The sequence below is a fragment of the Kitasatospora sp. cg17-2 genome (genome assembly GCF_054031055.1).
Genome location: NZ_CM132923.1, coordinates 4785904 through 4808772 on the forward strand (window position 1 = coordinate 4785904; position 22869 = coordinate 4808772).

Annotated in this window: 17 protein-coding genes; 7 read left to right on the forward strand and 10 right to left on the reverse strand. The window is 73.5% G+C overall.

Going from position 1 to position 22869, the window contains the following annotated elements; all coding sequences use genetic code 11:
* Nucleotides 1-56 precede the first annotated feature (56 nt).
* The 5 genes from ACW14Y_RS20200 to ACW14Y_RS20220 all read right to left on the reverse strand — a co-directional run bounded on the left by ACW14Y_RS20200 (nt 57) and on the right by ACW14Y_RS20220 (nt 4853).
* On the reverse strand, nt 57-1232 hold the full coding sequence (locus ACW14Y_RS20200) for a 3-deoxy-7-phosphoheptulonate synthase (protein WP_380305784.1): 1176 nt from the start codon (nt 1230-1232) through the stop codon (nt 57-59).
* A 36-nt stretch (nt 1233-1268) separates the two neighbouring features.
* Nucleotides 1269-1757 (reverse strand): PhzA/PhzB family protein, encoded by a 489-nt coding sequence (locus ACW14Y_RS20205; protein WP_266270366.1) that lies wholly within the window; start codon nt 1755-1757, stop codon nt 1269-1271.
* Nucleotides 1758-2090: 333 nt separating this feature from the next.
* Nucleotides 2091-3356: an NAD(P)/FAD-dependent oxidoreductase gene (locus ACW14Y_RS20210; RefSeq protein WP_380388103.1), complete on the reverse strand. Its 1266-nt coding sequence runs from the start codon at nt 3354-3356 to the stop codon at nt 2091-2093.
* Nucleotides 3356-3679, reverse strand: coding sequence for a 2Fe-2S iron-sulfur cluster-binding protein (locus ACW14Y_RS20215; RefSeq protein WP_266270368.1), 324 nt, complete (start codon nt 3677-3679; stop codon nt 3356-3358). Before ACW14Y_RS20215 ends, ACW14Y_RS20210 begins: the two co-directional genes overlap by 1 nt.
* 250 nt (nt 3680-3929) lie before the next feature.
* The gene (locus ACW14Y_RS20220) at nt 3930-4853 is read right to left on the reverse strand and encodes a LysR family transcriptional regulator (protein ID WP_380305789.1); all 924 of its coding nucleotides are present in this window, start codon (nt 4851-4853) and stop codon (nt 3930-3932) included.
* Between the two features lie 248 nt (nt 4854-5101).
* Here ACW14Y_RS20220 and ACW14Y_RS20225 point away from each other — a divergent pair, with 248 nt between their 5' ends.
* From ACW14Y_RS20225 to cydC, 4 genes are all read left to right on the forward strand, one after another.
* Nucleotides 5102-6397 carry a cytochrome ubiquinol oxidase subunit I gene (locus tag ACW14Y_RS20225; RefSeq protein WP_456987970.1) on the forward strand — a complete coding sequence of 432 codons (1296 nt, stop codon included), beginning with the start codon at nt 5102-5104 and terminating at the stop codon, nt 6395-6397.
* Nucleotides 6398-6457: 60 nt separating this feature from the next.
* Complete coding sequence (locus ACW14Y_RS20230; RefSeq protein ID WP_380305793.1) at nt 6458-7528, forward strand: cytochrome d ubiquinol oxidase subunit II; 1071 nt, start codon at nt 6458-6460, stop codon at nt 7526-7528.
* An 82-nt stretch (nt 7529-7610) separates the two neighbouring features.
* Nucleotides 7611-9380, forward strand: a complete 1770-nt coding sequence (gene cydD, locus ACW14Y_RS20235) for a thiol reductant ABC exporter subunit CydD (RefSeq protein WP_456987973.1) — start codon at nt 7611-7613, stop codon at nt 9378-9380.
* A gap of 89 nt (nt 9381-9469) precedes the next feature.
* Complete coding sequence (cydC, locus tag ACW14Y_RS20240; protein WP_456987975.1) at nt 9470-11179, forward strand: thiol reductant ABC exporter subunit CydC; 1710 nt, start codon at nt 9470-9472, stop codon at nt 11177-11179.
* Between the two features lie 110 nt (nt 11180-11289).
* Here cydC and ACW14Y_RS20245 read toward each other — a convergent pair whose 3' ends face one another.
* Nucleotides 11290-11949, reverse strand: coding sequence for a DUF4097 family beta strand repeat-containing protein (locus tag ACW14Y_RS20245; protein WP_380388109.1), 660 nt, complete (start codon nt 11947-11949; stop codon nt 11290-11292).
* A gap of 239 nt (nt 11950-12188) precedes the next feature.
* Between ACW14Y_RS20245 and ACW14Y_RS20250 the strand changes: the two genes are divergently transcribed.
* Both ACW14Y_RS20250 and ACW14Y_RS20255 read left to right on the forward strand, forming a co-directional pair.
* The gene (locus ACW14Y_RS20250) at nt 12189-12965 is read left to right on the forward strand and encodes a GbsR/MarR family transcriptional regulator (RefSeq protein WP_402723053.1); all 777 of its coding nucleotides are present in this window, start codon (nt 12189-12191) and stop codon (nt 12963-12965) included.
* Nucleotides 12966-13047: 82 nt separating this feature from the next.
* The gene (locus ACW14Y_RS20255) at nt 13048-16758 is read left to right on the forward strand and encodes an SdrD B-like domain-containing protein (RefSeq protein WP_456987978.1); all 3711 of its coding nucleotides are present in this window, start codon (nt 13048-13050) and stop codon (nt 16756-16758) included.
* Between the two features lie 289 nt (nt 16759-17047).
* Here the strand turns inward: ACW14Y_RS20255 and ACW14Y_RS20260 are convergent, their stop codons facing one another.
* Complete coding sequence (locus ACW14Y_RS20260) at nt 17048-18400, reverse strand: macro domain-containing protein (RefSeq protein ID WP_380305805.1); 1353 nt, start codon at nt 18398-18400, stop codon at nt 17048-17050.
* 107 nt (nt 18401-18507) lie between these two features.
* Between ACW14Y_RS20260 and ACW14Y_RS20265 the strand changes: the two genes are divergently transcribed.
* Nucleotides 18508-19395 carry a macro domain-containing protein gene (locus ACW14Y_RS20265; RefSeq protein ID WP_456987980.1) on the forward strand — a complete coding sequence of 296 codons (888 nt, stop codon included), beginning with the start codon at nt 18508-18510 and terminating at the stop codon, nt 19393-19395.
* An 87-nt stretch (nt 19396-19482) separates the two neighbouring features.
* Here ACW14Y_RS20265 and ACW14Y_RS20270 read toward each other — a convergent pair whose 3' ends face one another.
* From ACW14Y_RS20270 to ACW14Y_RS20280, 3 genes are all read right to left on the reverse strand, one after another.
* Nucleotides 19483-20196, reverse strand: coding sequence for a TIR domain-containing protein (locus ACW14Y_RS20270; RefSeq protein WP_456987982.1), 714 nt, complete (start codon nt 20194-20196; stop codon nt 19483-19485).
* A 77-nt stretch (nt 20197-20273) separates the two neighbouring features.
* Nucleotides 20274-21869 (reverse strand): hypothetical protein, encoded by a 1596-nt coding sequence (locus ACW14Y_RS20275; RefSeq protein ID WP_456987984.1) that lies wholly within the window; start codon nt 21867-21869, stop codon nt 20274-20276.
* A gap of 89 nt (nt 21870-21958) precedes the next feature.
* Nucleotides 21959-22792 (reverse strand): hypothetical protein, encoded by an 834-nt coding sequence (locus tag ACW14Y_RS20280; RefSeq protein ID WP_456987986.1) that lies wholly within the window; start codon nt 22790-22792, stop codon nt 21959-21961.
* Between the last annotated feature and the right edge of the window lie 77 nt (nt 22793-22869).

Genomic DNA, 22869 nt, shown 5'->3' on the forward strand with positions numbered 1-22869 from the left:
CGTGAGTGGGGCGCGCAGAGCGGGGCGGAGGATGTGGCGCGGTGCGGGCCGACCGGTCAGACGGTCCAGGCCGACACCACGGCGACGGCCTGGGCCGGGTTGAGCCGGGGGTCGCAGCACGAGGTGTACCGGTCGCCGACGGAGCCGAGGTCGGCCTCGGTCGAGGCGCACTCGGTCACGTCGTCCGGGGTGGTCTCCAGGTGCAGCCCGCCGGCCACGCCGCCCGCGCCGCGCACGGCCTCGACGAACCGCGACACCTCCAGCGACACCGTCTCCACCAGGCGCGTCTTGTACCCGCCGGGCGCCGTGACGGTGTTGCCGTGCACCGGGTCGCTGAGCCAGACCACGGGGTGGCCCGCGCCGCGGACCGCGTCGACGAGCTTCGGCAGCCGGTCCGCCACGTTCTCGGCGCCCATCCGCGCGATGAGCGTGAGCCGGCCCGGATCGCGCCACGGGTCGAGCTTCTCGCACAGCGCGAGCAGTTCGTCGGGCTCCATGCCGGGGCCGACCTTGCACGCCACCGGATTGGCCACCTGCGACAGCAGCGCGACGTGGGCGCCCTCGACCTGCCGGGTGCGCTCGCCGATCCACGGCCAGTGGGTGGAGCCGAGGAACAGCCGGCCCTTGTCGTCGACGCGCAGCATCGGCGCCTCGTAGTCGAGCAGCAGGGCCTCGTGGCTGGTCCACACGAGGGGTTCGACCACGTCGCGGCCGGCCGCGCGGTCGCGCCAGCCGAGGTGCTCGACGATGTCACCGGCCGCCATGTAGCCGGTGAGGATGCGCAGCGGGTCGGGCCGGCGGATCTCCGGGTCCGCCTCCGGTCCATTCACCATGTGCCCGCGGAAAACCGGAAGTTCGACCCCGTCGATGACTTCGGTGGGCTTGGAACGGGGCTTGGCGAACTGCCCCGCGATACGGCCCGCGCGCAGGACCGGCTTTCCGGTCCGCAGACCGAGGGTCCCTGCGAGCAGGTCGAGCAGCGCGGACTTCCGCGCCACATGTTGACGTGTGCACTCCTGCGGATCCTCGGCGCAGTCCCCGGACTGCAGCACGAGCGCTTCTCCGAGCGCGACTTTTCCCAGCAGGGTTCGCAAGGTCGCAAGGTCGTCCGGCTGGACCAGGGCAGGGCGAGAGGCCAGTGCCTCGCCCACCCGATTGACCTGGGGTAGGTCGCTCCATTCGGGTTGTTGCAACGCCCCGCGGATACGAATCTCCCGTATAACGTCTTCCACGACGTACTCCGATCCGGCGGTCTATTTATTGATTTCTCAGGTGGGTATTCCGGTCCGCTTGATCTCGGGGACCGGAATGCCCAGGGCACGCAGCTGCTGGAACGGATTCATGAACTCCCGCTGCAGCTTTATCCGCCCGTTCTCCAGTTCGAACGAGTGGATGAAGTGGTTCTCGTACCAGCCCTCGGGGTAATCGCCGAAGAGGATCTTCCCGCGGCCGTCGCACTCGACCCAGAAGCGGTTCGGGTCCTGGGTCTCGAAGATCTCGACGTTGTACCACTCCCAGTCCGGGAAGCACTTGAGCGACCAGACGGCGTGCTCGCCGAGGCGGTCCCGGCCGTGCGTGGCCACCGGGGAACCGGTGTCGGTGGTCCACAGGCCGCCCACGCCGTCCTCGGTGAAGAGCTCGTGCCGGCTCAGCCGGTCCTGGCCGAGGGTCTTCATGTACCGCTCCACGACGGCCCGGTTGAGGCGGCGCAGCTCGGCCTCGTCGGTGAATCCCTGCGGGCTGACGGATTCAGGCACGGTGGTATCCCCTGTTTGTTATTCGGACGAGTGAATGAGCAAGCAAGCGATCTTGTTTGAATCCTGCCTCACTGGCAGATGTTTCCGCAACAGCGGCTTATGAACTAACTGTGAAGGTTCGGGCCCGGCGGGCCCGCCCCGGGCATGGCCGAAAACCGTCCGGGGATAAAAAAACGGTTGTTCTTCGACCGCACTTTTGAAAGCGGTGGGGCCAATGTTTTTCGGAATCCTTTGTTCCGTTGCCGGGCACCCGCGCCGCGGTGCGGCGGCGCGGACGCGGCAGGGACGCGATCCGGGCGCGGCCCGGCGAGTATCGGCCAACCGGACGTCCGGTCAGCCCACGGGCACGGCGGGCTCCCCCCGGTGGCTCGCGAGGTGGCCCCGGAGCGTGAAGCCGGGCGCGGCGGCCTCGACCGGGTTCAGCGGAATCCCCCGGTCCAGCAGCTGCCGGGACGCCAGGTGGTCGGTGGGCCGGTTGACCGACTCCACCGCCTGCAGCTCGCCGCCCCGGAACAGCAGCACCGAGAACGCGTCCGGGTCCTCGCCGAGCACCACCTGCGTGTCGTGGCCCTCGTCCAGGCCGGCGATCTGCACGGTCGTCGCGAACTGGTCGCTCCAGAACCACGGCAGCTCGCGGTAGCCCCGGCTCTCGCCGGTCAGCCGCGCGGCCACCAGTTCGGCGTGCCCCACCGCGTTCTGCACGGACTCCAGCCGCAGCCGGTTGCCCGAGCGCACCTGCGGGAAGGCCGCGCAGTCGCCGATCGCCGAGATGTGCGGATCACTGGTCAGCAGGTGGGCGTCGACGACGATGCCGCCGCTCACCCGCAGTCCGGCCGCGGCCGCAAGACCGGTGCGCGGGATCACCCCGATCCCCGCCAGCACCAGGTCGGCCGGCAGCCGGGCGCCGTCGGCCAGCTCCACCGCCGCGACCGCGCCCCGCTCGTCGCCGTGCAGGGCGGCGACCCCCTGGCCGAAGACCATCCGGGAACCCTCCCGCCGGTGCAGCCGGGTGAAGTGCTCGGCCGTACGGGCCGAGACCGCCCGGGCCAGCGGGCGGTCGAGGGCCTCGACCACCGTCACCTCGCAGCCCGCCCGGCGGGCGGCCGCGGCGAACTCCAGGCCGATGAAGCCGGCCCCGACCACCACCGCGTGCCGGGCCGCCCGGAGCGAGGTGCGCAGCGCGGCGGCGTCCTGCGCGGTGCGCAGGGTGTGCACGCCGCGCAGTCCGGCCCCCGGCACGCCGAGCGTCCGCGGGGTCGCCCCGGTGGCCAGCACCAGGTGGCCGTACTCGTACACCGAGCCGTCGGCCAGCCGGACCGTGCGGGCGGCCGGGTCGACCGCCGTCACCGAGCCTGCGACCAGTTCGATCGACTGCCGCGCGTAGTAGCTCACCGGCCGCAGCCAGAGCTGTGCCTCGTCCGCCTCCCCCTGGAGGTAGGCCTTGGACAGGGGCGGTTTTTCGTAGGGGAGTTCGTCCTCGGCGTCGATGAGGACGAGCCGTCCGCGGTAGCCGTGCTCACGCAGCGAGGCCGCCGTCTGGTAGCCGCCCTGGCCGGCGCCGACGACGACGACCGGATCGGGGTGGGATCCCTCGGCCATCACTTCTGCCGCTCGGGAAGGTGCACGATCAGGCCGTCCAGCGCCTCGGTCACCGTGAGCTGGCAGCTGAGGCGGCTGTTGGGACGGCGCGGGCAGGCGGTGAAGTCCAGCATCTCGTTCTCGTTCGGCTGGATCGGCTCCGGCTTGTCGGCCGTCGACTCGTCGACGTAGACGTGGCAGGTGGCGCACTGCAGATTGCCGCCGCACTGGGCGACGATGCCGTCGATGTCGTTGAAGACGGCCCCGCGCATGACGCTGGTGCCGGCCGGGACGTCGATCGTGCGCTCGGCCGCGTCCACGGCGACATACGTGATCTTGGGCATGACGGAACTCCTCGATGGTGCCCGGGCGCGCGCTCATGGGCACGCCGACACACGGCACCGGTCAAGTGGGTGAATGGAGGAAGGACGGCGCCGCCGGTGGTTGCCGCAGGAGACGTCGCCCCTGCCAACCCGCCATCTCATACCGGCCATTCGGACACGCGAAGCCCTCGGCCAGGACACGGCAGCGCTTTGGAGCGTAGCAAAGGAGTCCGGAGCACGCCAGGATCGATCTTCGGGGCGCCGGCGCGGCTCAGACCGACTCCCGACCCAGCCTCGGATCCGGCCGACGGTGCGTCATGAGCGGCCTGCTGACCGTGAATTCACGGAACCGGCGGGCAGCCTCGGACAGGTAGGCGTCCCGGTTCCAGACCAGGTTGAGCACCCGGTAGCAGTTCGGCGCGGCCACGTGCACCCAGGCCACCGGGACGTGCGAGTCGGTGCCCGCCAGCCGGGACATCGCCGGGATCAGGCCGATGCCCAGCCCGGTGCTGATCATGTCCTGACTGGCTCCCGGCTCGTCGCCCTCGCAGGACAGCCTCGGCGTGAGCCCCTCGGTGGCGAACAGCCGCTCCAGCAGGGCGCGCTGCCAGTTGCCCCGGCGGGTGGTGACGAACGGCTCGTCGGCGATCTCGGCGATCGTCACGCTCTCCCGGCCGTCCAGCCAGTGCCCGCGCGGGACGGCCAGCAGCACCTCCTCCCGCAGCAGCTCCACCGAGTCCAGGTTGGCGGCGGTCAGCGGCTGCGAGGCGACGCAGAAGTCCACCTCGCCGGCCCGCAGCTGACGGTCCATCTCCTCGACGTTCGACTGGAAGAGCCGCACCTCGGCGCCGGGGAAGGCGGCCCGGAAGCTGCCCATCAGATGGGCGACGGTCAGCAGGGTCTCGGAGGCGACGCCGACCCGGCCGAGCCCGGTCTCCCTGGCCTCGCGCAGCGCCCGGCGCCCGTCGTCGAGCTCGCTCAGCGCCCGGTCGACGTGCCGCAGGAACACCGCGCCGTACTGGTTGAGCCGGATCCGCCGGCCCTGCCGGTCGAAGAGCGGCGAGCCCAGCTCGGCCTCCAGCCGGGCGATGGTGCGGCTGAGCGAGGGCTGGGCGACGTTCAGCTCCTCGGCGGCCCGGCTGATGTGCTCGAAACGGGCGACGGCCTGGAAGTAGCGGAGTTGCAGCAAATCCACGGTTCACCTCTGCTCATGTCCTGCGGGTTATGCATACATAGCAAAACCGGTCTTGGAAGGCATAAGCACTCCTCCCCTAACGTCATCGGCGGGGTTCGTCGCGCAGGTGGCGGGCAGCGATGTCCGCCACCTGCACACGCGAGCGAGGAGCCCTCACCTTCCCAGCGTCCGCTCCCCGCGTCCGCTTCCCCGACACCCTCATCCGTCCGCCGACCCGGAGGCCAACCGCCCCCCAGGAAGGTCGCATCATGAGCGCTGCGGATCTGGCCCGACTCCAGTTCGCGGCCACCACCAGCGTGCACTGGCTGTTCGTCATCCTCACCATGGGGCTGGTCCCCATCGTGGCGATCATGCACACCCGGGCCGCGTACACCCGCGACCTCGCCACCCGCGCGGTCCGGGAGCGCATGACTCGCTTCTGGGGCCAGCTCTACGTCATCAACTACGCGGTCGGCATCGTGACCGGCCTCGTCATGGAGTTCCAGTTCGGACTCAGCTGGAGCGGACTGAGCAAGTTCGCGGGCAATGTCTTCGGCGCGCCACTGGCCCTGGAGACCCTGATCGCCTTCTTCGCCGAGTCCACCTTCCTCGGCATGTGGATCTTCGGCTGGGGCCGGATGCGGCGCGGCATCCATGTCGCGCTGATCTGGCTGGTCGCGCTGACCGCCTACCTCTCGGCGTTCTGGATCCTGGTCGCCAACGGCTTCCTCCAGCACCCGGTGGGCTACGAGGTGCGCGACGGCGTCGCCTACCTGACCGACTTCTGGGCGCTGGTCACCAACGCCAACGCCCAGGTGGCCCTGCTCCACATCGCGCTCGCCGCGCTCACCACCGGCGGCATCTTCGTGGCCGGCATCAGCGCCTGGCACTTCGCCAAGGGCACCAAGGAGACCGAGCTCTTCCGGAGCTCGCTGCGCCTGGGCGTCTGGGTGAGCATGCTCTCCTCCTTCTTCGTCATCATCGTGGGCAACCTCCAGGTCCCGGTCATCGAGAGGACCCAGCCGGTCAAGGCCGCGATCCTGAACGGCACCGACCTCGCCGCGGCGCAGGCCCAGGAGGTCGCCGCGCACGGTCCCGGGGACTACCTGCCCTGGACGGCCTGGGTGAAGAACTCGATGGACCTGATGACCATCCTCGGCAACACGGTCTCGACCATCACCTTCATCGCCGTCTTCCTGCTGCTGAAGGACCTGCTGGTGCGCAAGCGCTGGCTCGCCTACCTGATGACCGCGATCATCCCGCTGCCCTTCATCGCCTCCGTCGGCGGCTGGGTGGTGCGCGAGGTCGGCCGCCAGCCCTGGCTCGTCTACGGGCAGTTGACCGTCGACGACGCCGTCTCGAACGTGAGCAAGGGCTCCCTGGTCGTGTCCTGCACGGTGTTCGTCGCCATCTTCCTCGCCCTCGCGGTGACCAACTGGACGCTGATCACCCGCTTCGCCCGCCGCGGCCCGGACGGCGCCCAGCTCGGCGCCGGCGACCCGCTGCCCGACGACCTGCCCGGCACGGGCGGCGCCGACGAGAAGCAGCCGGTCCCGGTCTTCTGAACGGGCCGACCGGTCCCGCACCGCGACGAACTCCTCTGATGTGACGGAAGGTTGGGCTAAATGAGCCTGGAGACCCTCTGGCTGGCCCTCCTCGGCCTGCTGCTCGCCGGCTACTTCGTACTGGGCGGCTACGACTACGGCGCCCAGATGCTGTCCCCGTTCCTCGGCTCCGCCGACGCGGGGCCCCGGCCGGACACCGGAGCGGGCGCCGGACCCGGCGCCGGCACGGGCACCGGACCGGACGGGCGGAACGCCGCGCTCGACGCGATCGCGCCGTTCTTCCTCGGCAACGAGGTCTGGCTGGTCGCCTTCGCGGGCGTGATGTTCGGCGCCTTCCCGCACCTGGAGGGCAGCCTGCTGTCCGGCCTCTACCCGCTGATCGTGGCGATCCTGGCCGGCCTGGTGCTCGGCAACGCCGCGATCCAGCTGCGCGGCCGCTCCCGCGGCGCGCGGGCGGTCAAGGTGTGGAACGCCCTGGTGGTGCTCGGCGGCGCGCTGCCCGCCGTGTGCTGGGGCATCGTGGTCGGCCTGCTGCTGCACGGCGTGCCCCGCCGGGCCGACGGCTCCTTCCACGTCGGCGCCGGCGAGGTGTTCGGGCCGTTCGCGCTGACCTGCGGGGTGGCCACCGCCCTGCTCTTCGCCGGGCACGGCGCGGCCTTCGTCGCGCTCCGCTCGGAGCCCGGAACCGCCGCCGCCGCCCGCCGGATCGGCGCCACCCTGCTCGCCGCGGCGGGCGCCGCCGGAGCCCTGGCGCTGCTGCTCTCGGTGTTCGGGGCCGGTGCCTCGATGACCAGGACGTGGACCTCGGTGGTCCTGTTCGCCCTGATCGTGGCGGCCCTCGCGGCCGGGTGGTGGTACCTCGGCAAGGGCCGCGACACGCTCGCCTTCACCGCCACCTGCCTGGCGACCGCGCTGCCGGTGCTGCTGATCGGGGCCGGCCAGTACCCCTACCTGCTGTCGGCCTCCGCCGGCGGCGGGATCACCGTCGACGACGCCGTCGCCGACGGGGCCACGCTGAAGGTGCTGATCGGGTTCGGCGTGGTGATCGTCCCGCTGATCCTGCTCTACCAGGGCTGGAGCTGGTGGGCGTTCCGCGGCCGCACCGGCCGCCGCCACCCCAGCTACTTCTGACCGACCGCCGTCGGCCGGCAGCCCACCGCGGCTGCCGGCCGGCGGCGTCCGACCGCCTGGCGGACCACGGAGGGACCACGGGATGAAGCCGGCCGAACGCCGTCTGCGGCGCGAGATCCCGGCGCTCCGGCGCCACTTGACCATGTCCACCGTCCTCGCCCTGGCGGGCGCCGGGCTCGTGCTCGGCCAGGCCGAGCTGCTGGCCGGCCTGCTCGCCGACGGCTTCGCCGGGCGCGGCCGGTGGACCGGCCCGCTGATCGCGCTCGGCACCGTCCTCGCCCTGCGCGCCCTGCTGGCCTGGGCCCGGGGCGCCCTCGCCCAGCGCGCCGCCGCCGCGACCAAGCGGGACCTGCGCGACCGCCTCACCGCCCACCTGCGGGACACCGGCCCCCGGCGGCTGGCCGCCGGCCGGCACGGCGAGACCGCCACCCTGCTCACCCGGGGCCTCGACGCCCTCGACCCCTACCTCACGGGCTATCTGCCCACCATGGCCGCCACCGCCGTCGTCCCGCTGGTCGTGGTCGTCCGGCTCGGCCTCGCCGACTGGACCTCCGCGCTGATCGTGGTGATCACCCTGCCGCTGATCCCGGTGTTCGGCGCGCTCGTCGGCCTGCACACCGCCCAGCGCACCGCCCGGCAGTGGCGGCTGCTGGCCCGGCTGGGCGGCCACTTCCTGGACGTCGTCGCCGGACTGCCCACCCTGCGCGCGTTCGGCCGCGAGCGGCACCAGACCCGGGTGGTGCGGGAGATGGCCGACGCCCACCGGCGGGCCACCATGCGCACCCTGCGGGTCGCCTTCCTCTCCTCCCTCGTCCTGGAGACGGTCGCCACCCTGTCGGTCGCGCTGGTCGCCGTCCCGGTCGGCCTGCGGCTGCTGGACGGCACGCTCGACCTGCGCACCGCCCTGGTCGTGCTCTTCCTCGCCCCGGAGGCCTATCTGCCGCTGCGCGCGGCGGGCGCGGCCTTCCACGACAGCGCCGAGGGCATCGCGGTGGCCGAGCGGGTCCTCACGCTCCTGGACGACACGGACGGCGCGTCCGGCGCGGACGGCACGGTCGGCCCGGACGACGCCGCCCCCGCCGCCGCACCGACCGCCCGACTCCTGGTCGAGGCCCCCGTCCCGGCCCCCGTGCCCGGGGCCCGCACCGCGCGACTGGTGCTCGACGGCGTCACCGTCCACCACCCCGACCGCGCCGAACCCGCCCTCGCCGGCGTCTCGCTCACCGTCCACCCCGGCGAGCACCTCGCCCTGGTCGGCCCGAGCGGCGCCGGCAAGTCCACCCTGCTCGCCCTCCTCCTCGGCTTCGTCACCCCCGACGCGGGCCGGGTCCTGGTCGACGGCACCGACCTCGCCGCGCTCGACCCCGACGCCTGGCTCGCCCAGGTGGCCTGGGTGCCGCAGCGCCCGCACCTGTTCGCCACCTCCGTCGCCGACAACATCCGCCTCGGCCGCCCGGACGCCACCGACGCCGAGGTCCGGGCCGCCGCCCGGGCCGCCTGCGCCGACGGCTTCATAGCGGCACTGCCGCAGGGGTACGACACCGTCCTCGGCGAGCACGGCGCCGGACTCTCCGCCGGCCAGCGCCAGCGCACCGCCCTGGCCCGCGCCTTCCTCAAGGACGCGCCCGTCCTGCTGCTCGACGAGCCCACCGCCCACCTCGACCCGGAGAGCGAGGCCGCCGTCACCGGGGCCACCGCCGAGCTGATGCGCGGACGCACCGCGATCGTGGTCGCCCACCGGACCGGCCTGCTGCCGCACGCCGACCGGATCCTCACCGTCCGCGCCGGGACCGTCGGCCCCGCCCCGTCCCGCCCGGCCGCCGCCGGGCTCGGCGGGCTGGTCCGCTCATGACCCGCCCGGCCCCCGCGGCCGCCGCACCCACCGGCACCGTCCCCCCGGCCGTCCGCCCCGCGCCCCGACCGCTCGCCCCCGGAGCTCCGATGCCCGACCCCACCGCCTCCCGCTCCCACCCCACCCTCCGTCTGCTGCGTCAGCTGCTGCCGCACTGGCGCCGGCTGCTGCCCGCCGTGCTCGCCGCCGCCGGCAGCGAACTCAGCGGCGCCGCGCTGATGGCCACCGCCGCCTGGCTGATCACCCGCGCCGCCGAACAGCCGCCGATCGCCGCCGTCGCCGTCGCGATCGTCGCCGTCCGGGCCCTCGCCCTCGGCCGCGGCACCCTGCGCTACGCCGACCGCCTGCTCGGGCACGACGGCGTGCTGCGCGCCGTGGCCGACTTCCGCGCCCGGGTGTACGAGTCGCTCGTCCCGCTCGCCCCGGCCGGCACCCCCGCCTTCCGCGGCGGCGACCTGCTGACCCGCCTGGTCGACGACGTCGACGCCGCGCAGGACCTGCTGCTGCGGGTGCTGATCCCGGTCACCGCCGCCGTCCTGGTCGCCGCGGCCGCCGCCGGCACCGCGCTGGTGCTGCTCCCGCCGGCCGGACTGCTGCTCGCCCTGCTGCTGACCCTGGCCGGGCTCGTGGTGCCCGTCCTGGTGCTCGCCCTGTCCCGCCGGGACGGCCGCGCCGAGAAGACCGCGCGCGCCGAACTCGCCGCGCTCACCGTCGACCTGACCCGGGGAGCGGCCGACCTCGCCGCGTACGGCGCCCGGGGCCGCGCCCACGCCCGGACCTCGGCGGCCACCGCCCGGATCGCCGCCCTGGAGGAGCGCCGGGCGCTCACCACCTCGCTCGCCTCCGCCGTGGTCCTGCTGCTCCAGGCGGCGGCCACGGTCGGGGTCACCTGGCTCGGCCTGCGCGCGCACGCGGACGGCCGGCTGTCCGCCGTCTGGCTCACCGTCCTCGTGGTGCTCGCCCTGGTCTCCTTCGACGCCCTCGCCGGCCTGCCCACCGCGGCCCGCCGGCTGGCCGACGTCTGGGCCTCGGCCCGCCGCCTCGCCGACCTGATGGACACCCCGGCCCCGGTCACCGACCCGGCCGACCCGGCCCCGCTCCCCCTGGACGGACCGCTCGGCGTGGAGATCACCGGCCTGCGGGTGCGTCACCGCCCGGACGGTCCGGCCGTCCTGGACGGGGTGAGCCTGCGGCTGCCGCCCGGCCACCGGGTCGCGCTGGTCGGCGCCAGCGGCTCCGGCAAGTCCACCCTGATCGCGGCGCTGATGCGGTTCCTCCCTTACGAGGGCGGCAGCATCCGCGTCGGCGGGCGGGAACTGCGGGACTGCGCGGGCGCCGACGTCCGCCGGGCGATCACCGGCATGACCCAGGACGCCCATGTCTTCCACACCAGCATCCGGGCCAATCTGCGGCTGGCCCGGCCCGACGCCACCGACGAGGAGCTCCGCGACGCGGCCCGCCGGGCCCGGCTGCTCGACTGGATCGACTCCCTCCCCGAGGGCTGGGAGACCATGCTCGGCGGGGACGGCGCCACCGTCTCCGGGGGTCAGCGCCGGCGGCTGCTGCTCGCCCGCGCCCTGCTCGCGGACCCGCCGGTGCTGGTCCTGGACGAGCCGACCGAGGGCCTCGACCCGGACACCGCCGCCGCCGTCCTCGCCGACGTGCTCGACGCGACCCGCGGCCGCACCACGCTGCTGGTCACCCACGACCACGCCGCCCTGGACGCGGTCGACGAGGTGCTGACCCTCTGCGCCGGCCGGCTCGTGCCGGGCGCCGCACCGGCCGCGGCCGCGATCTGACCCGCCCCGCCCGCCGGGGGGCGGGTGGGGCGCTGTCGGGGGTGTCCGGCTCCCGCGCGAGCCGGTGGTGTCCGGCTCCCGCGCGCCCGGGACGCTCGCACCCGGGCCGGTCACAGGCTCCGGGCGGCGATGTCGCCGTAGGAGGTGGTGGCGCGGATGTCGAGCACCGTGGCGCCGTCGTTGCGCAGGCTGTTGCTGATCCGGCCGTGGCCGGTGCCGGCGTCCAGGGCGGCGGAGGCCCCGGCCGCGGCGGCCACCTCGATGTCGCCGGACTCGGTACGGAGCACCACCGCGCCGCGCACCGCCTCGGCGATCCGGATGGCGCCCCGGGAGGTGCTGATCTCGGCCGGGCCGTTGAGCCGGCCGACCTCGACGTCGCCGTCGACGGCGGTCAGCCGCACGCTGTCGGCCTCGTCGATCTTGATCCGGCGGTAGGCGCCCTCGACGACGACGTCACCGAGGCGGCCGACGGCCCGGAGCTCGGTGCTCTCGGAGGTCACCTCGATCCGGGAGCCGACGGGCACCTGGAGGGTGACCTCCACGGCGCCGGCGCCGATCAGCCGGCCGCCGGGCACGGTGTCGATCCGCAGCACGCCGTCCTGGAAGACGACGGCGGTCTGCTCGGCGGTGCGGACGTCGCGGCCCCGGCCGGACTCGGCGGGCAGGACCTCGACGGTGGCGTCGGCGCGGTCGGCGGCGATCACCTGGACCCGGCCGGCCGGCAGGTTGACGACGGCGGTGACGGGGGTGGCGGTGGCGAACTTCTCCATGGTGCTGCTCTCCTGTGCTCTCTGGCGTCCTGCTGCTTTCTGACATCACGAACGCTACGTTGCGTTCGTGATTCCATCAATAGCCTTGTTGCGCAGAACTGCCATTTCCGCAGGCCAGAGAGTGAATATCGTTGCAACAAATCCCGTTTCAACGCAACGTCGCCAGGATGGATCGTTGCATTGATGGTGGATGAACGCTATGCTTCGGCAGGCCGGGGACCAGACGAAGGGAGACCGCCGTGCCGGGAGGCAGACTCACCCAGCAGGAACGCCAGCAGATCGCGCTCGGGGTGGCCGACGGGCTCGCCTACGCGGAGATCGCCCGGCGCCTCGACCGCCCCACCTCGACGGTCACCCGCGAGGTGATGCGCAACGGCGGCCCCGCCGCCTACCGCGCCGACGCCGCCCACCGCGCCACCGAGCGCCGCGCCCACCGCAGCCGGCAAGCCGCCCCCCGCGGGCCGCAGCCGCCCGAGCCGACCGCCCACGGGCGCGACCCGGAGGCCGTGCGCGCGTACGAGGAGGTGTTCACCACCCTGGTGATGCAGCAGGGCCTGCCCAGGATGATGGCCCGGGTGCTGACCTGCGTGTTCACCACCGACGAGGGCAGCGTCACCGCGGCCGAACTCGTCCGGCGCCTCCAGGTGAGCCCGGCGTCCGTCTCCAAGGCGGTCGCCTTCCTGGAGGCCCACGGCCTGATCCGCCGCGAACGCGACGAGCGGCGCCGCGAGCGCTACGCCGTCGACGGCGACGTCTGGTACCAGTCGATGATCTCCGCCGCCCAGGCCCACGCCCGGTTCGCCGAGACCGCCCGGGAGGGCGTCGGCGTCCTCGGCACCGGCACCCCGGCGGCCGTCCGTCTGGAGAACATCGCGCGCTTCATGGACTTCGTCGGCGAGAGCATCAGCCGCTCCGCCGAACAGGCCCGCGACGTCCTCCACACCGGCGCACTCCCGGGCCCGGCACCGGCCCCGAACCCGGCCTCCGCCCCGACCCGCCCGGGTGATGGGATTTGACGCTCGTCTGACAAGGTGAAACGCCGTCAGCTGCGCTCGCGTCGCCCGGGCGTGTGACGAACGGTCGGATCAACTGTCCGGTATGCGTATTCCCTTCCGGACCGGGCGGATCGCCTCGGTTCTCGCCCTCCTAGGAGGAACCCTCCTGGGCAGCGGCCTGATCGCCCCACCGGCGCAGGCCGCGATCTCCTTCACCAAGAGCGTGGACAAGGCGACCGCCTCCCCGGGGGAGAACGTCACCTACACCCTCCGGTACACCTGCTCCATCAACGAGTGCACCGGCGGTCGGATCCTCGACACCCTGCCCTCGAACATGCAGTTCGTCGGCTGGACCCCCGACCCCTCCTCGGTCGACCAGGCCGCCTCCACCGTGCCCGCGACGGGCGCGATGGGCGGCACGATGGACATCAAGCTGCAGAACCTCAGCCCCGGCACCACCGCCACCGTCACGGTGGTCATGAAGTACCCCAACTTCTCCACCCCCAACGGCGCCACCTCCACCAACACGGCCACCATGAGCGCCACCGGTGAGACCTCGCAGAACGCGAGCGCCGACACCAAGGCCGAGGTCCAGCCGCAGTACACGGTGACCAAGGGCATCCAGACCAGCAGCCAGGACGGGCGCACCGTCACCTACCAGTTCAGCCCCTGCGCCACCGACAACGTGCCCAACGTCGACCTGGACGCCAGCCGCCTGCTCGACACCCTGCCGCCCGGCGCGGTGGTCGACACCGGCCGCTCGCCCGGCTGGACCCAGGTCGCCCCCGGCCCCAACACCTGGGGCTACGACATCGGCCCGTTCGTCTCCGGCAACGGCCGCGGCGGCTGCCGCAACCCCGGCGCGCTGGTCGTGTACTACCCGGAGGCCGACTTCCCCAGCGGCACCACCTCCACCAACACCGTGGACCTGCTGGGCGACCCGCTCGGCGCCGACGCCGAGACCACGCTGGACTCCGCCTCCGCCACCACCGGCCAGTTCCAGCCCCCGGCCACCGGCGTGGCGGTGACCGCCAGCAAGGTGTGGCGCGACACCGTCGTCTCCGGCGACCTCAACAGCTTCAGCCTGTCGGCCACCAACACCTCGGGCCCGGCCACCAGCCTGACCATCACCGACCCGGGCGCCGGCACCACCGAGGGCCTCTACAACTGGATCTACCCCCAGTCATTGCAGCTGGAGCCGTGGAACCCCACCAGCATCCAGCTGACCTTCCAGTACCGGCTCAACGGTGACCCGACCTGGCTGACCTTCACCCCCGGCACCGCGTTCAACGGCGCCACCAACCGCCGGATCACCTTCGCGGAGGGTGCCGGCGACCCCGCCAACGACGTCCTCGGCATCCCCGCCGGCCGCTGGCTGGACGGCCTCCGGTTCGTCTGGAACGGCCCCATCCCCACCGGCTGGAGCCCCGGCAACGCGGTGCAGCTGGTCACCCAGGTCGCCACCCCCGGCCACGACGGGCGCGCCGCCCCCGTCCCGCTGACCAACTGCGTCGACACCTCCGCGACCGACGGCACCAACAACGCCGCCGCGAACTCCTGTGCCAGCACCACCATCACCCGGGCCACCAACCTCGGCGCGGCCAAGACCACCGTCGCCGGCGAGCTGTCCGCTCCCGGCGGCATGGCCACCTTCCAGGTCATCCCCTACAACCGCAGCGCCCGTGACCTGGACCGCCCGCTCGTCCTGTTCGACCTGCTGCCGCCCGGCGTCGTCTACATCGACGGCTCCGCCCGGCCGGACCCGAACTACCCGGACGCCAAGGCCCCCGAGTCGATCACCGTCACCCCCGGCCCCGACGGGCGCCAGCTGCTGAAGATGCAGTGGCCGGCCGGCGCGCCCGACTCGACCTACCTGCACGACGCGCTGGCCTACCGGATGCTCTTCGACGTCCAGGTCGCCAGCAGCATCCGCTCCGGTGAGCTGACCAACGACGTCTACGTCACCGTCGACCAGCCGACCGAACCGGTCGCCTGCATGTTCTCCGGCTCCGACAGCGGCAGCACCCCGGACGTGCTCGACCTCAACGGCAACGGCAACACCACCGAGCTGCTCTGCCACGCCTCCTCCAAGATCCAGGTGGACGTGCCGAGCGTGCTGCGCTCGTTCAAGGAGGTGAAGGGCGACCTCGACTCCGACTACGTGAGCATCGGCAGCACCACCCCCGGCGGTCGCATCTCCTACCGGATGACCGTCCGCAACGACTCGCCGGACCCGGTCACCGACTTCATCGCCTACGACCGGCTGCCCACCCCCGGCGACAACTACGTCCTCACCCAGGACGCCCAGCGCGGCAGCACCTGGGCACCGTCGCTGAGCGAGCCGATCGTCAGCAGCGACCCGACCGTGGTGGTCGAGTACACCACCGACCCCAACCCCTGTGTCGAGAGCGTGCTCGTCGACCGGACCGGCTGCAACACGAACGCGGTCTGGAGCACCACCTTCCCCGCCCCGGGGACGGCGACCTGGTTCCGCATCCACCGCGCCGGCGCCATGGCCTCGGGGGAGTCGTTCACCCTGACCTGGCCGATGGTCGCCCCGTTCGACGCGCCGGACACCGAGTACGCGTGGAACAGCTTCGCCTTCACCGCCACCGACAACGAGGGCCGGCAGCTGCTGCCCGCCGAGCCGGCCAAGGTCGGCGTCGCGGTGAAGCGGGTCACCGAGCCGAACAACGCGCTCGGTGACTTCGTCTGGGTCGACAAGGACGGCTCCGGCATCCAGAAGCCCGGCGACACCGGCGTCCCCGGCGTGAAGGTCAACCTGCTCGACGGCAACGGCCAGCCGGTGCGTGACAAGGACGGCCGGCCGGTCACCACCACGACCGACGCCAACGGCCTCTACCTCTTCGACAACCTGCCCGACGGCACCTACCAGGTCCAGTTCGACCTGACCACGCTCCCCCCGGGCGCCAAGGTCACCACCCGCGGCGCCGGGACCGACCCGACGAAGGACTCCGACGCCGACCCGACGACGGGTCTGACCCAGTCGGTCACCCTCTCCGGCGGACAGCGCTACCTCGACCTCGACATGGGCGTCGTCCTGCCCCCGCCGCCGGCCAACAACGCGCTCGGTGACTTCGTCTGGGTCGACAAGGACGGCTCCGGCATCCAGAAGCCCGGCGACACCGGCGTCCCCGGCGTGAAGGTCAACCTGCTCGACGGCAACGGCCGGCCGGTCGTCGACGCCAACGGCCGCCCCGTCACCACGACCACCGACGCCAACGGCCTCTACCTCTTCGACAACCTGCCCGACGGCACCTACCAGGTCCAGTTCGACCTGACCACGCTCCCCCCGGGCGCCAAGGTCACCACCCGCGGCGCCGGCACCGACCCGACCAAGGACTCGGACGCCGACCCCACCACCGGACTGACCCAGTCCGTCACCCTCTCCGGCGGACAGCGCTACCTCGACCTCGACATGGGCGTCGTCCTCCAGACCTCGTCCCCGTCCCCGTCCCCGTCGCCGTCGCCGTCCCCGACGTCCTCGCCCTCGCCCACCTCGTCGCCGTCCCCGACCGCCTCGCCGTCGCCCACCTCGTCGCCGAGCCCGACCGCCTCGCCGTCGCCGACCGCGTCCCCGACGTCCTCGTCCCCCTCCGCCACGACCACGACTACCGCGTCCACGGTCCCGACCCCGACCCACCGGCCGACCCACAAGCCGACCGGCGAGCCGCTGCCGAACACCGGCAGCTCGGCCGCCGACGGCCTGATCGCGGCACTCGGAGGCCTCGCCGTCCTCGGCGGACTGCTCCTGTGCCTGGTCGCCTACCGCCGCCCGGGACGGCACAGCTGATCCACCGGTGAACAACTGAAGAGCAGGGACCACCACCAGTGGCGTCGCCCCCGGGCGGCGCCACTGGCGCGTCCGCCCGGGCCCGGCACGGTGGCGGGGCACCGGTCGGAAGCGGGCCGGAAGCGGCGGCGTCTTTCCCCGGAAGCGACCGGACTGGTGTGCTGTTGTCCGGAGGCGGGGCGGACCGGGCGCACGGGGGACGGCAAGGTCCGCTCCCGCCCGCCACCGCGGCGGGAGGAGCAGCATGCGAAGGCGCGGGCCGCGGAACGCCGCCGTACCGGCCCGGTCGTCAGCCCCGCCCGTACGGGTCCCGCAGGAAGCGCTCCAGCTCCAGCAGGTCCGTGCGGCGCAGATCGTCCGGGTGCACGACGAGCCGCAGCTCGGGCGCGACCGGGGTGCCGTCCGCACAGGCCCGGACGAAGGACTCCACGATCATCCTGGCGAGCCGGCCCCGGTCCAGGTCCACGATCCGCGCCAGGCCGGAGCCGAGCATCGGCACCGCGACCGGGCGGTACCGCCCGTGCAGGGCGACCGCCTCCCAGAGCCGCTCCAGGGCCGACGCGAGGTGCTCCGGGCGCGACCGGGCCACCATGTCGTTGCCCAGCCGCGAGTACGCGGTCGCGAAGACCTGGCGGCGACCGTGCGGCACCGCCACCGTCGTCCCGATCGGATAGCGCAGCCGGCGCCCCCGGGGCTTGTCCCGGCTCCGCTCCCGCTCGACCACCGACACCGGCCGCAGCGCCCGTTCCAGCTCGGCGTCCAGCTGCTCGCTGCGGCCGCCGAACAGCCGTTCCACGAGCTGCCCCTGGATGCTCGACCGGCTGATCACGACGTCCTGGTCGATCTCGGTGTCGAAGGTGTCGGTGAAGCCCGCGACCAGGTTGGCGTCCTCCTGGTCGAAGAGGTCGCCGCAGACCACCACGACCTCGACCGCCCGGTCGGGCAGCGCGGCGCGCAGCAGTTCGTCGTCCCAGCGGCCGCGCAGCCTGGTGCGCAGCCGGCCGAGTTCGGAGGCCCAGGACGGGTCGTCCGGACGTTCCCGGACCGCCGCCTCGGCGACCGGGAGGGCGAGCTCCGGTCGGCCGAGTCTGACCCGGCAGGAGATCAGCTCCCGGCGGGCGGTGTCCTGGAGGCCGGTCAGCCGGCGGATCAGCGGTTCGGCGAACTCCTCGCCGGCGGCCTCCGCCAGCGGTCTGCCCCGGACCAGGCCCAGCGCCTCCTCCAGTCGCCAGGCCGCCATCGCCGGTCCGACCCGGAAGGACTCGTTGACCAGTTCGGTGAAGCGGGCGCAGTCGAGCTCCGCCGACGCGAGGCTGAGCCGGTAGGCGGTCTCCGAGCCTCGGGCGGTCGACAGCTGCTCGGTGTGCAGGAGCCGCGCGCCGGAGACCGGGTCGCCCCCGCCGAACGCGCGCCGCAGTTCGACCACCCGTTTGTGCACCTCGTTGCGGCCCCGGGCGCCCTGCCCCGGGAGGTCGGCCTGCCGGCCCCAGACGTCCCGGCGCAATCGGTGGACCGGTACCGCCTCGCCGTCCGCCGCCACCAGCCGGACCAGCAACCGCCTGGTCAGCGGGGTGAGCCGGACCGGCACCCCGTCGGACTCCACCCGCACCGGTCCCAGCACGCTCACCCGGACACCCGTCATCGGAACCCCCAGCTGCCTCGGCCCCGGTCGGAAGACGCCTCCCCCGGAGCACCGAGCAGGATAGCAACCGCCTTGCCGCGCAAGCCGGTTGATGATCGGTGTGTCGTATGATCCGACGGCTTCCGGGCACCGCGTGGGTGCCCCGGCGCACCACGGGCGCATTCCTGCGCCACACCGCGACCGCCTTCGGCGGGGTGGCGGTGGCGGGCCAGCTCGCCGGGCCGCTCTTCCCCCACGGCCTGCCCGCGCCCGGCTGGGTGACCGCGGGCTCGGCCGGGGTCTGCGTGCTCTGGGGCGCGTACCGGGCGCGCCCGGTCCCGGTGGTGCGCCAGGAGTTCCGGCGCCCCGACACCACCGTGGTGGTGGAGGCCGGTGACCTGTTCGCCGCTCCGGGTCACCTCGTGGTCGGCTTCTGCGACACCTTCGACACAGCTCCGGCGGACGGGCGGCTGATCCACGAGGACAGTGTGCAGGCCCAGTTGCTGCGGCGGCGCTACGGTGGGGACCTCGACCGGCTGGACGCCGAACTCGCCGCCGCGCTGGCCCCGGTCGTCCCGGAGTCCCGCGAGCTCAGGGCGGACAAGCCGCTCGGCAAGCTCGACCGCTACCCGCTCGGCACCGTGGCCGTCCTCGGCGCCCCGCCCCGGCTGGTCTTCGCCACCGCCTACAGCCGGCTCGGCCGCGACCTGGTGGCGTCCTCCGGCGTGGAGGACCTCTGGTTCGGCCTCAACCGGCTCTGGGACGCCGTCGACCGGCGGGCCCGGACCGACTCGGTGGCGATGCCGCTGGTGGGGTCCGGGCTGGCGAGGATGGACTACCTGGACCAGGACAACCTGCTGCGGCTGATCCTGATGTCGTTCGTCGCCCGGTCCCGGGAGGGCGCGATCTGCCGGGAGCTGCGGATCGTCCTGCGTCCGGCGGACCTGGCGAACGTCTCCGTGCCGGAAGTCCGGGCGTTCCTGCGGAGCATGGCCGAGGGCCTGGCCGAACGGTGACAACGCCGGCGCCGGTGGGAAGGGCGACGGGCCCGTCCGCGGTGTCGCACCGCGGCCGGGCCCGTCGCCCGTCCCTCCCCCGCCGGGTCAGCCCCGACGGCGGTAGGCCCCGAGGTCCCGGAACGGGTCGGTGTCCAGCCAGTCGTTGCCCCGGTCGTCCACGGGGCAGCCCGCCACCTGCAACCGCTGCGCCACCTTCCGCAGCGCGAAGACGGGGTTCCCGTCCGCGCTGAACCGGATCACATTGCGGCCCGCCAGGTCGGAGGCCGGCCGGACGTCCCCGAACTCGACGATCACGGTCCGCTCCGGATACGCCATCAGCACCATGCCCAGCTCGATCAGCACGTTCTGGCGCGGCTGGCCGAAGGGGCTCCGCTCGTGCGGCGGCTCGGCGGGCCCCTTCAGGTCGTCGTGGAGCACGGCGACGTCGTCCGGGGTGAGCAGGACGAGCGCGGCCCCGGCCACCGAGGGCGCGTGGGCCACCACCTCGCCGATGAACGGGGAGGCCAGGCCGGTCGCCCCGACCAGGTGCTCCCACTCCAGGGGGTTCAGTCCCAGTCTGCGCAGCAGCCCGAACATCTCACGCCGGACCTGCTCGTCGCGGCCGTGGACCACGAACACGTTGCGGCTCAGTTCGGGCGCGACCGTCGCCCGCGCACCCGTCGTCCGCGCGCCTGTCGCCCCCTCGGCCTGGCGGGCACCGCCCCGGTTGACGGTCTTGCCGGTGGAGTTGTCGATGGTCCCGTTGCCGAAGATGTTGCCGTGGACGGCCGCGTCGCGGCCTGTTCCCTGATCCGTCATGGGTCGGTTGTCCTTGTCCTCGGTGTGTTCGTGCGGCAGCCGTCGTCGCGGCCGGCCCGGTGGCGGTGGTGCGGGGATCAGTTGGGGTTGACCTGCTTGTTGCGCGAGTTGTCGATGGTCCCGTTGCCGAAGATGTTGCCGGTCAGGACGTTGGTCTGGTTGCGCCGGTGGTCCGCCAGGTCGACCTGGTGCTCGCGCAGGAAGCGCTCGACGAGGTGCAGGAAGCGGCGCTCCACGATCCGGGTGTACTTGTCGGCGTCCGACTCCTGGAAGTAGTGGTGGTAGTCGTTGCTGCAGGCCAGTTCACGGATGCTGGTGCGCGCGCCGCGGTTCACCGCGAGCGTCGCGTACCGGCCGAGGCGGAACTCGCTGCTGTCCGCTACCCCGACCAGCTCGACCTCGAAGCGGCGGCCCTCCCGGTAGTGCCGCCGCAGCCGGGCGAACCCCGAGAGCAGCGGGCCCAGGGGCAGCAGGACCTGCCAGGACCGGCCCAGCACGTGGCGCAGGGAGTCCCAGGCCGCCCGCAGCAGCAGCCGCCCGTCCAGCCGCTCCGGCAGCCGGTCGACCAGGTGGAACTCGGAGATCACCGGGGTCAGCACATGGCTGTGGAACTCGGTGTGCAGGGTGTTGCCGCGGATGTCGAACCCCACGAACAGCGAGGTGACCAACTCCTCGTCCCAGGGGCCGATCCGGGCGCAGAGGTACTCGCGGGACGCGCCGTAGCCCTCCGCCCAGTGCTCGCCCCCGGCCGCGCCGATCGCGGGCAGCGCGGTCCAGCCCTCCCCCGCGGACCGGTCGTGCACGGTGACCGCCTTCGCGTAGCTGCGGCGTTCCACGGTGAGCGTCGCGATCCGCTCGGACTCCCGTGCCTCGTCGCGCAGTTCGGCGGCGAGGTGGTGCTGGACGAAGGCGGCCAGGTCCGCGACGTCGAACGGTACGACGGGCCGGCGCCTGGTGACGACCGGAGCGAGGGGCTCCTTGGGCCCGACCGGGTCCGTCCGGCCGGCGAGCCTGGCGACCAGGTCCGCCAGGTCCTCCCCGTCCTCCGGGGCGCCGAGCAGCAACTGCGCGTTCGACCACCGGCGCAGCGGCGCACCCGCCCCGACGAACGGCCGGTAGCCACCGAAGTAGGCGAGGCCGTCCCGGGCCGACTGCTCGCGGTCGATCTTCGCGACGAGTTCGTCGTCGAGGAGGGCGGCCGACGGGCGGCCGCCCTGGAACCCGCCCGGCCCGCCGCCCGGCCCGCGCTCCTTGAGCCGGGTGACCAGGGTGTGCAGGGTGGCCACCCGCCGCAGGTAGTCGGCCGACCACCACAGCCAGAGGACGAGCAGGAGGAAGGAGAAGAAGCCGATCACGCCGGTGCCGGCGAGGACGAACAGGAACACGACCCCGACACCGAGGTACACCCAGGCGTTGCGCTGCAGCGCGCGGGCCGCCAGCGCGTGCGCGAGCACCGGAACGGCGTCGTAGCCGAACGAGGGGGCGACCGCCCTGGCCCGGTTGGTCAGCAGTTCCCGGATCACCGCGCGGCGGTAGTCCGGGGAGAGGTAGGTGCCCGCCGCGAGCAGCCGGGTGGCCCGGCTGCGGGCGTCCACCCCCGGAGGTCCGGCGGGCCCGTCCTGGCCCGGGGAGGGGGGTGGCGGCGCGGCGAGGGAGGCGCCGTGGATGGTCATCCGTCGTTCAGAGCTCCTGTCGTGGAGGGTCCGGTCCTGCCCCGGCGGTCGGGCGGCCGGGGCGTCTTCGCGCCCGTGCCGACCCACCGTCATCCCGTCCGGTTGACGGTCGCCCTGGCGATGGCACCGTCGGTGACGGTGTAGACGCCGCGGAAACGCCGGACCGTGCCGTCCGTCTGCCGGGCCTCCAGCGTCGCGGTGACGGCGGCACCGTCGACCGAGAGCACGGTCACGGTGGTGGAGGTGGTCTCGTCGAAGCCGGCGACGAAGGTGTCGTAGTCGCCGGCGAGGTTGCGCCCGCCGAGCTGCCAGGCCGTCCGGAAGGCACCGGTGTTGACCGCCGCGAAGTAGGCGGTCAGCACCGCGTCGGGCCGGGCGTCCCCGGTCGCCGTGGCGGTGGCCGTCGTTGTCGCTGTCGTTGTCGTCGTCGTAGCTGCCGTTGTCGCTGTCGCCGTCGCCGAACCGGACCGCGAGGGTGACGGCGACCCGCCGGACCAGGACGACGACGGCGAGACCGAGGCCGAAGGCGAGAAGGAGAAGGAGAAGGAGGGCGAGGGTGTGCGGGTGCGGGTGGCGGTGGGAACCGTCCGCGTGGGCGACGGCGGCGGCTCGTCCCAACCCCCGGACCCCCCGCTCAGGCCACCCCCGCTCAGGCCGCCCCCGGTCAGGCCACTGCCCAGGCCGCCGGTGAGCCGGCTCGCGTCGGTGCCGCCCCCGTCGTCCGTCCCGAACGAGATGCCGCCGCCCAGCCCGAGCAGCAGCACGAGCACCGCCAGCGAACCTCCCGCGACGGCCAGCACCCCCGTGCGGACGGTCCCGGGCGGGGGCAGCAGCGACGGCGGCGGGTGAACGGGCCGGGCCGCTCCCGGTCCCCGGATCTGTCCGTCCGCCGGGAGCGGCGGCTCCGGGATCTTGTCGTTCAACGCGGACCTCCTGTGCGGTCACCGAGGGAGCGGGTGCGGCACCCGGCACGTCCGGCCGCGCGCCCCGGTCCTGCCAT

What these genes read in the sequence shown, in the direction of transcription:
- ACW14Y_RS20210 (WP_380388103.1), bottom strand. Translation starts at nt 3,356, where the DNA reads ATGGCCGAGGGATCCCACCCCGATCCGGTCGTCGTCGTCGGCGCCGGC.
- ACW14Y_RS20215 (WP_266270368.1), bottom strand. Translation starts at nt 3,679, where the DNA reads ATGCCCAAGATCACGTATGTCGCCGTGGACGCGGCCGAGCGCACGATC.
- ACW14Y_RS20225 (WP_456987970.1), top strand. Translation starts at nt 5,102, where the DNA reads ATGAGCGCTGCGGATCTGGCCCGACTCCAGTTCGCGGCCACCACCAGC.
- ACW14Y_RS20230 (WP_380305793.1), top strand. Translation starts at nt 6,458, where the DNA reads ATGAGCCTGGAGACCCTCTGGCTGGCCCTCCTCGGCCTGCTGCTCGCC.
- cydD (WP_456987973.1), top strand. Translation starts at nt 7,611, where the DNA reads ATGAAGCCGGCCGAACGCCGTCTGCGGCGCGAGATCCCGGCGCTCCGG.
- cydC (WP_456987975.1), top strand. Translation starts at nt 9,470, where the DNA reads ATGCCCGACCCCACCGCCTCCCGCTCCCACCCCACCCTCCGTCTGCTG.
- ACW14Y_RS20245 (WP_380388109.1), bottom strand. Translation starts at nt 11,949, where the DNA reads ATGGAGAAGTTCGCCACCGCCACCCCCGTCACCGCCGTCGTCAACCTG.
- ACW14Y_RS20255 (WP_456987978.1), top strand. Translation starts at nt 13,048, where the DNA reads ATGCGTATTCCCTTCCGGACCGGGCGGATCGCCTCGGTTCTCGCCCTC.
- ACW14Y_RS20260 (WP_380305805.1), bottom strand. Translation starts at nt 18,400, where the DNA reads ATGACGGGTGTCCGGGTGAGCGTGCTGGGACCGGTGCGGGTGGAGTCC.
- ACW14Y_RS20265 (WP_456987980.1), top strand. Translation starts at nt 18,508, where the DNA reads ATGATCCGACGGCTTCCGGGCACCGCGTGGGTGCCCCGGCGCACCACG.
- ACW14Y_RS20270 (WP_456987982.1), bottom strand. Translation starts at nt 20,196, where the DNA reads ATGACGGATCAGGGAACAGGCCGCGACGCGGCCGTCCACGGCAACATC.
- ACW14Y_RS20275 (WP_456987984.1), bottom strand. Translation starts at nt 21,869, where the DNA reads ATGACCATCCACGGCGCCTCCCTCGCCGCGCCGCCACCCCCCTCCCCG.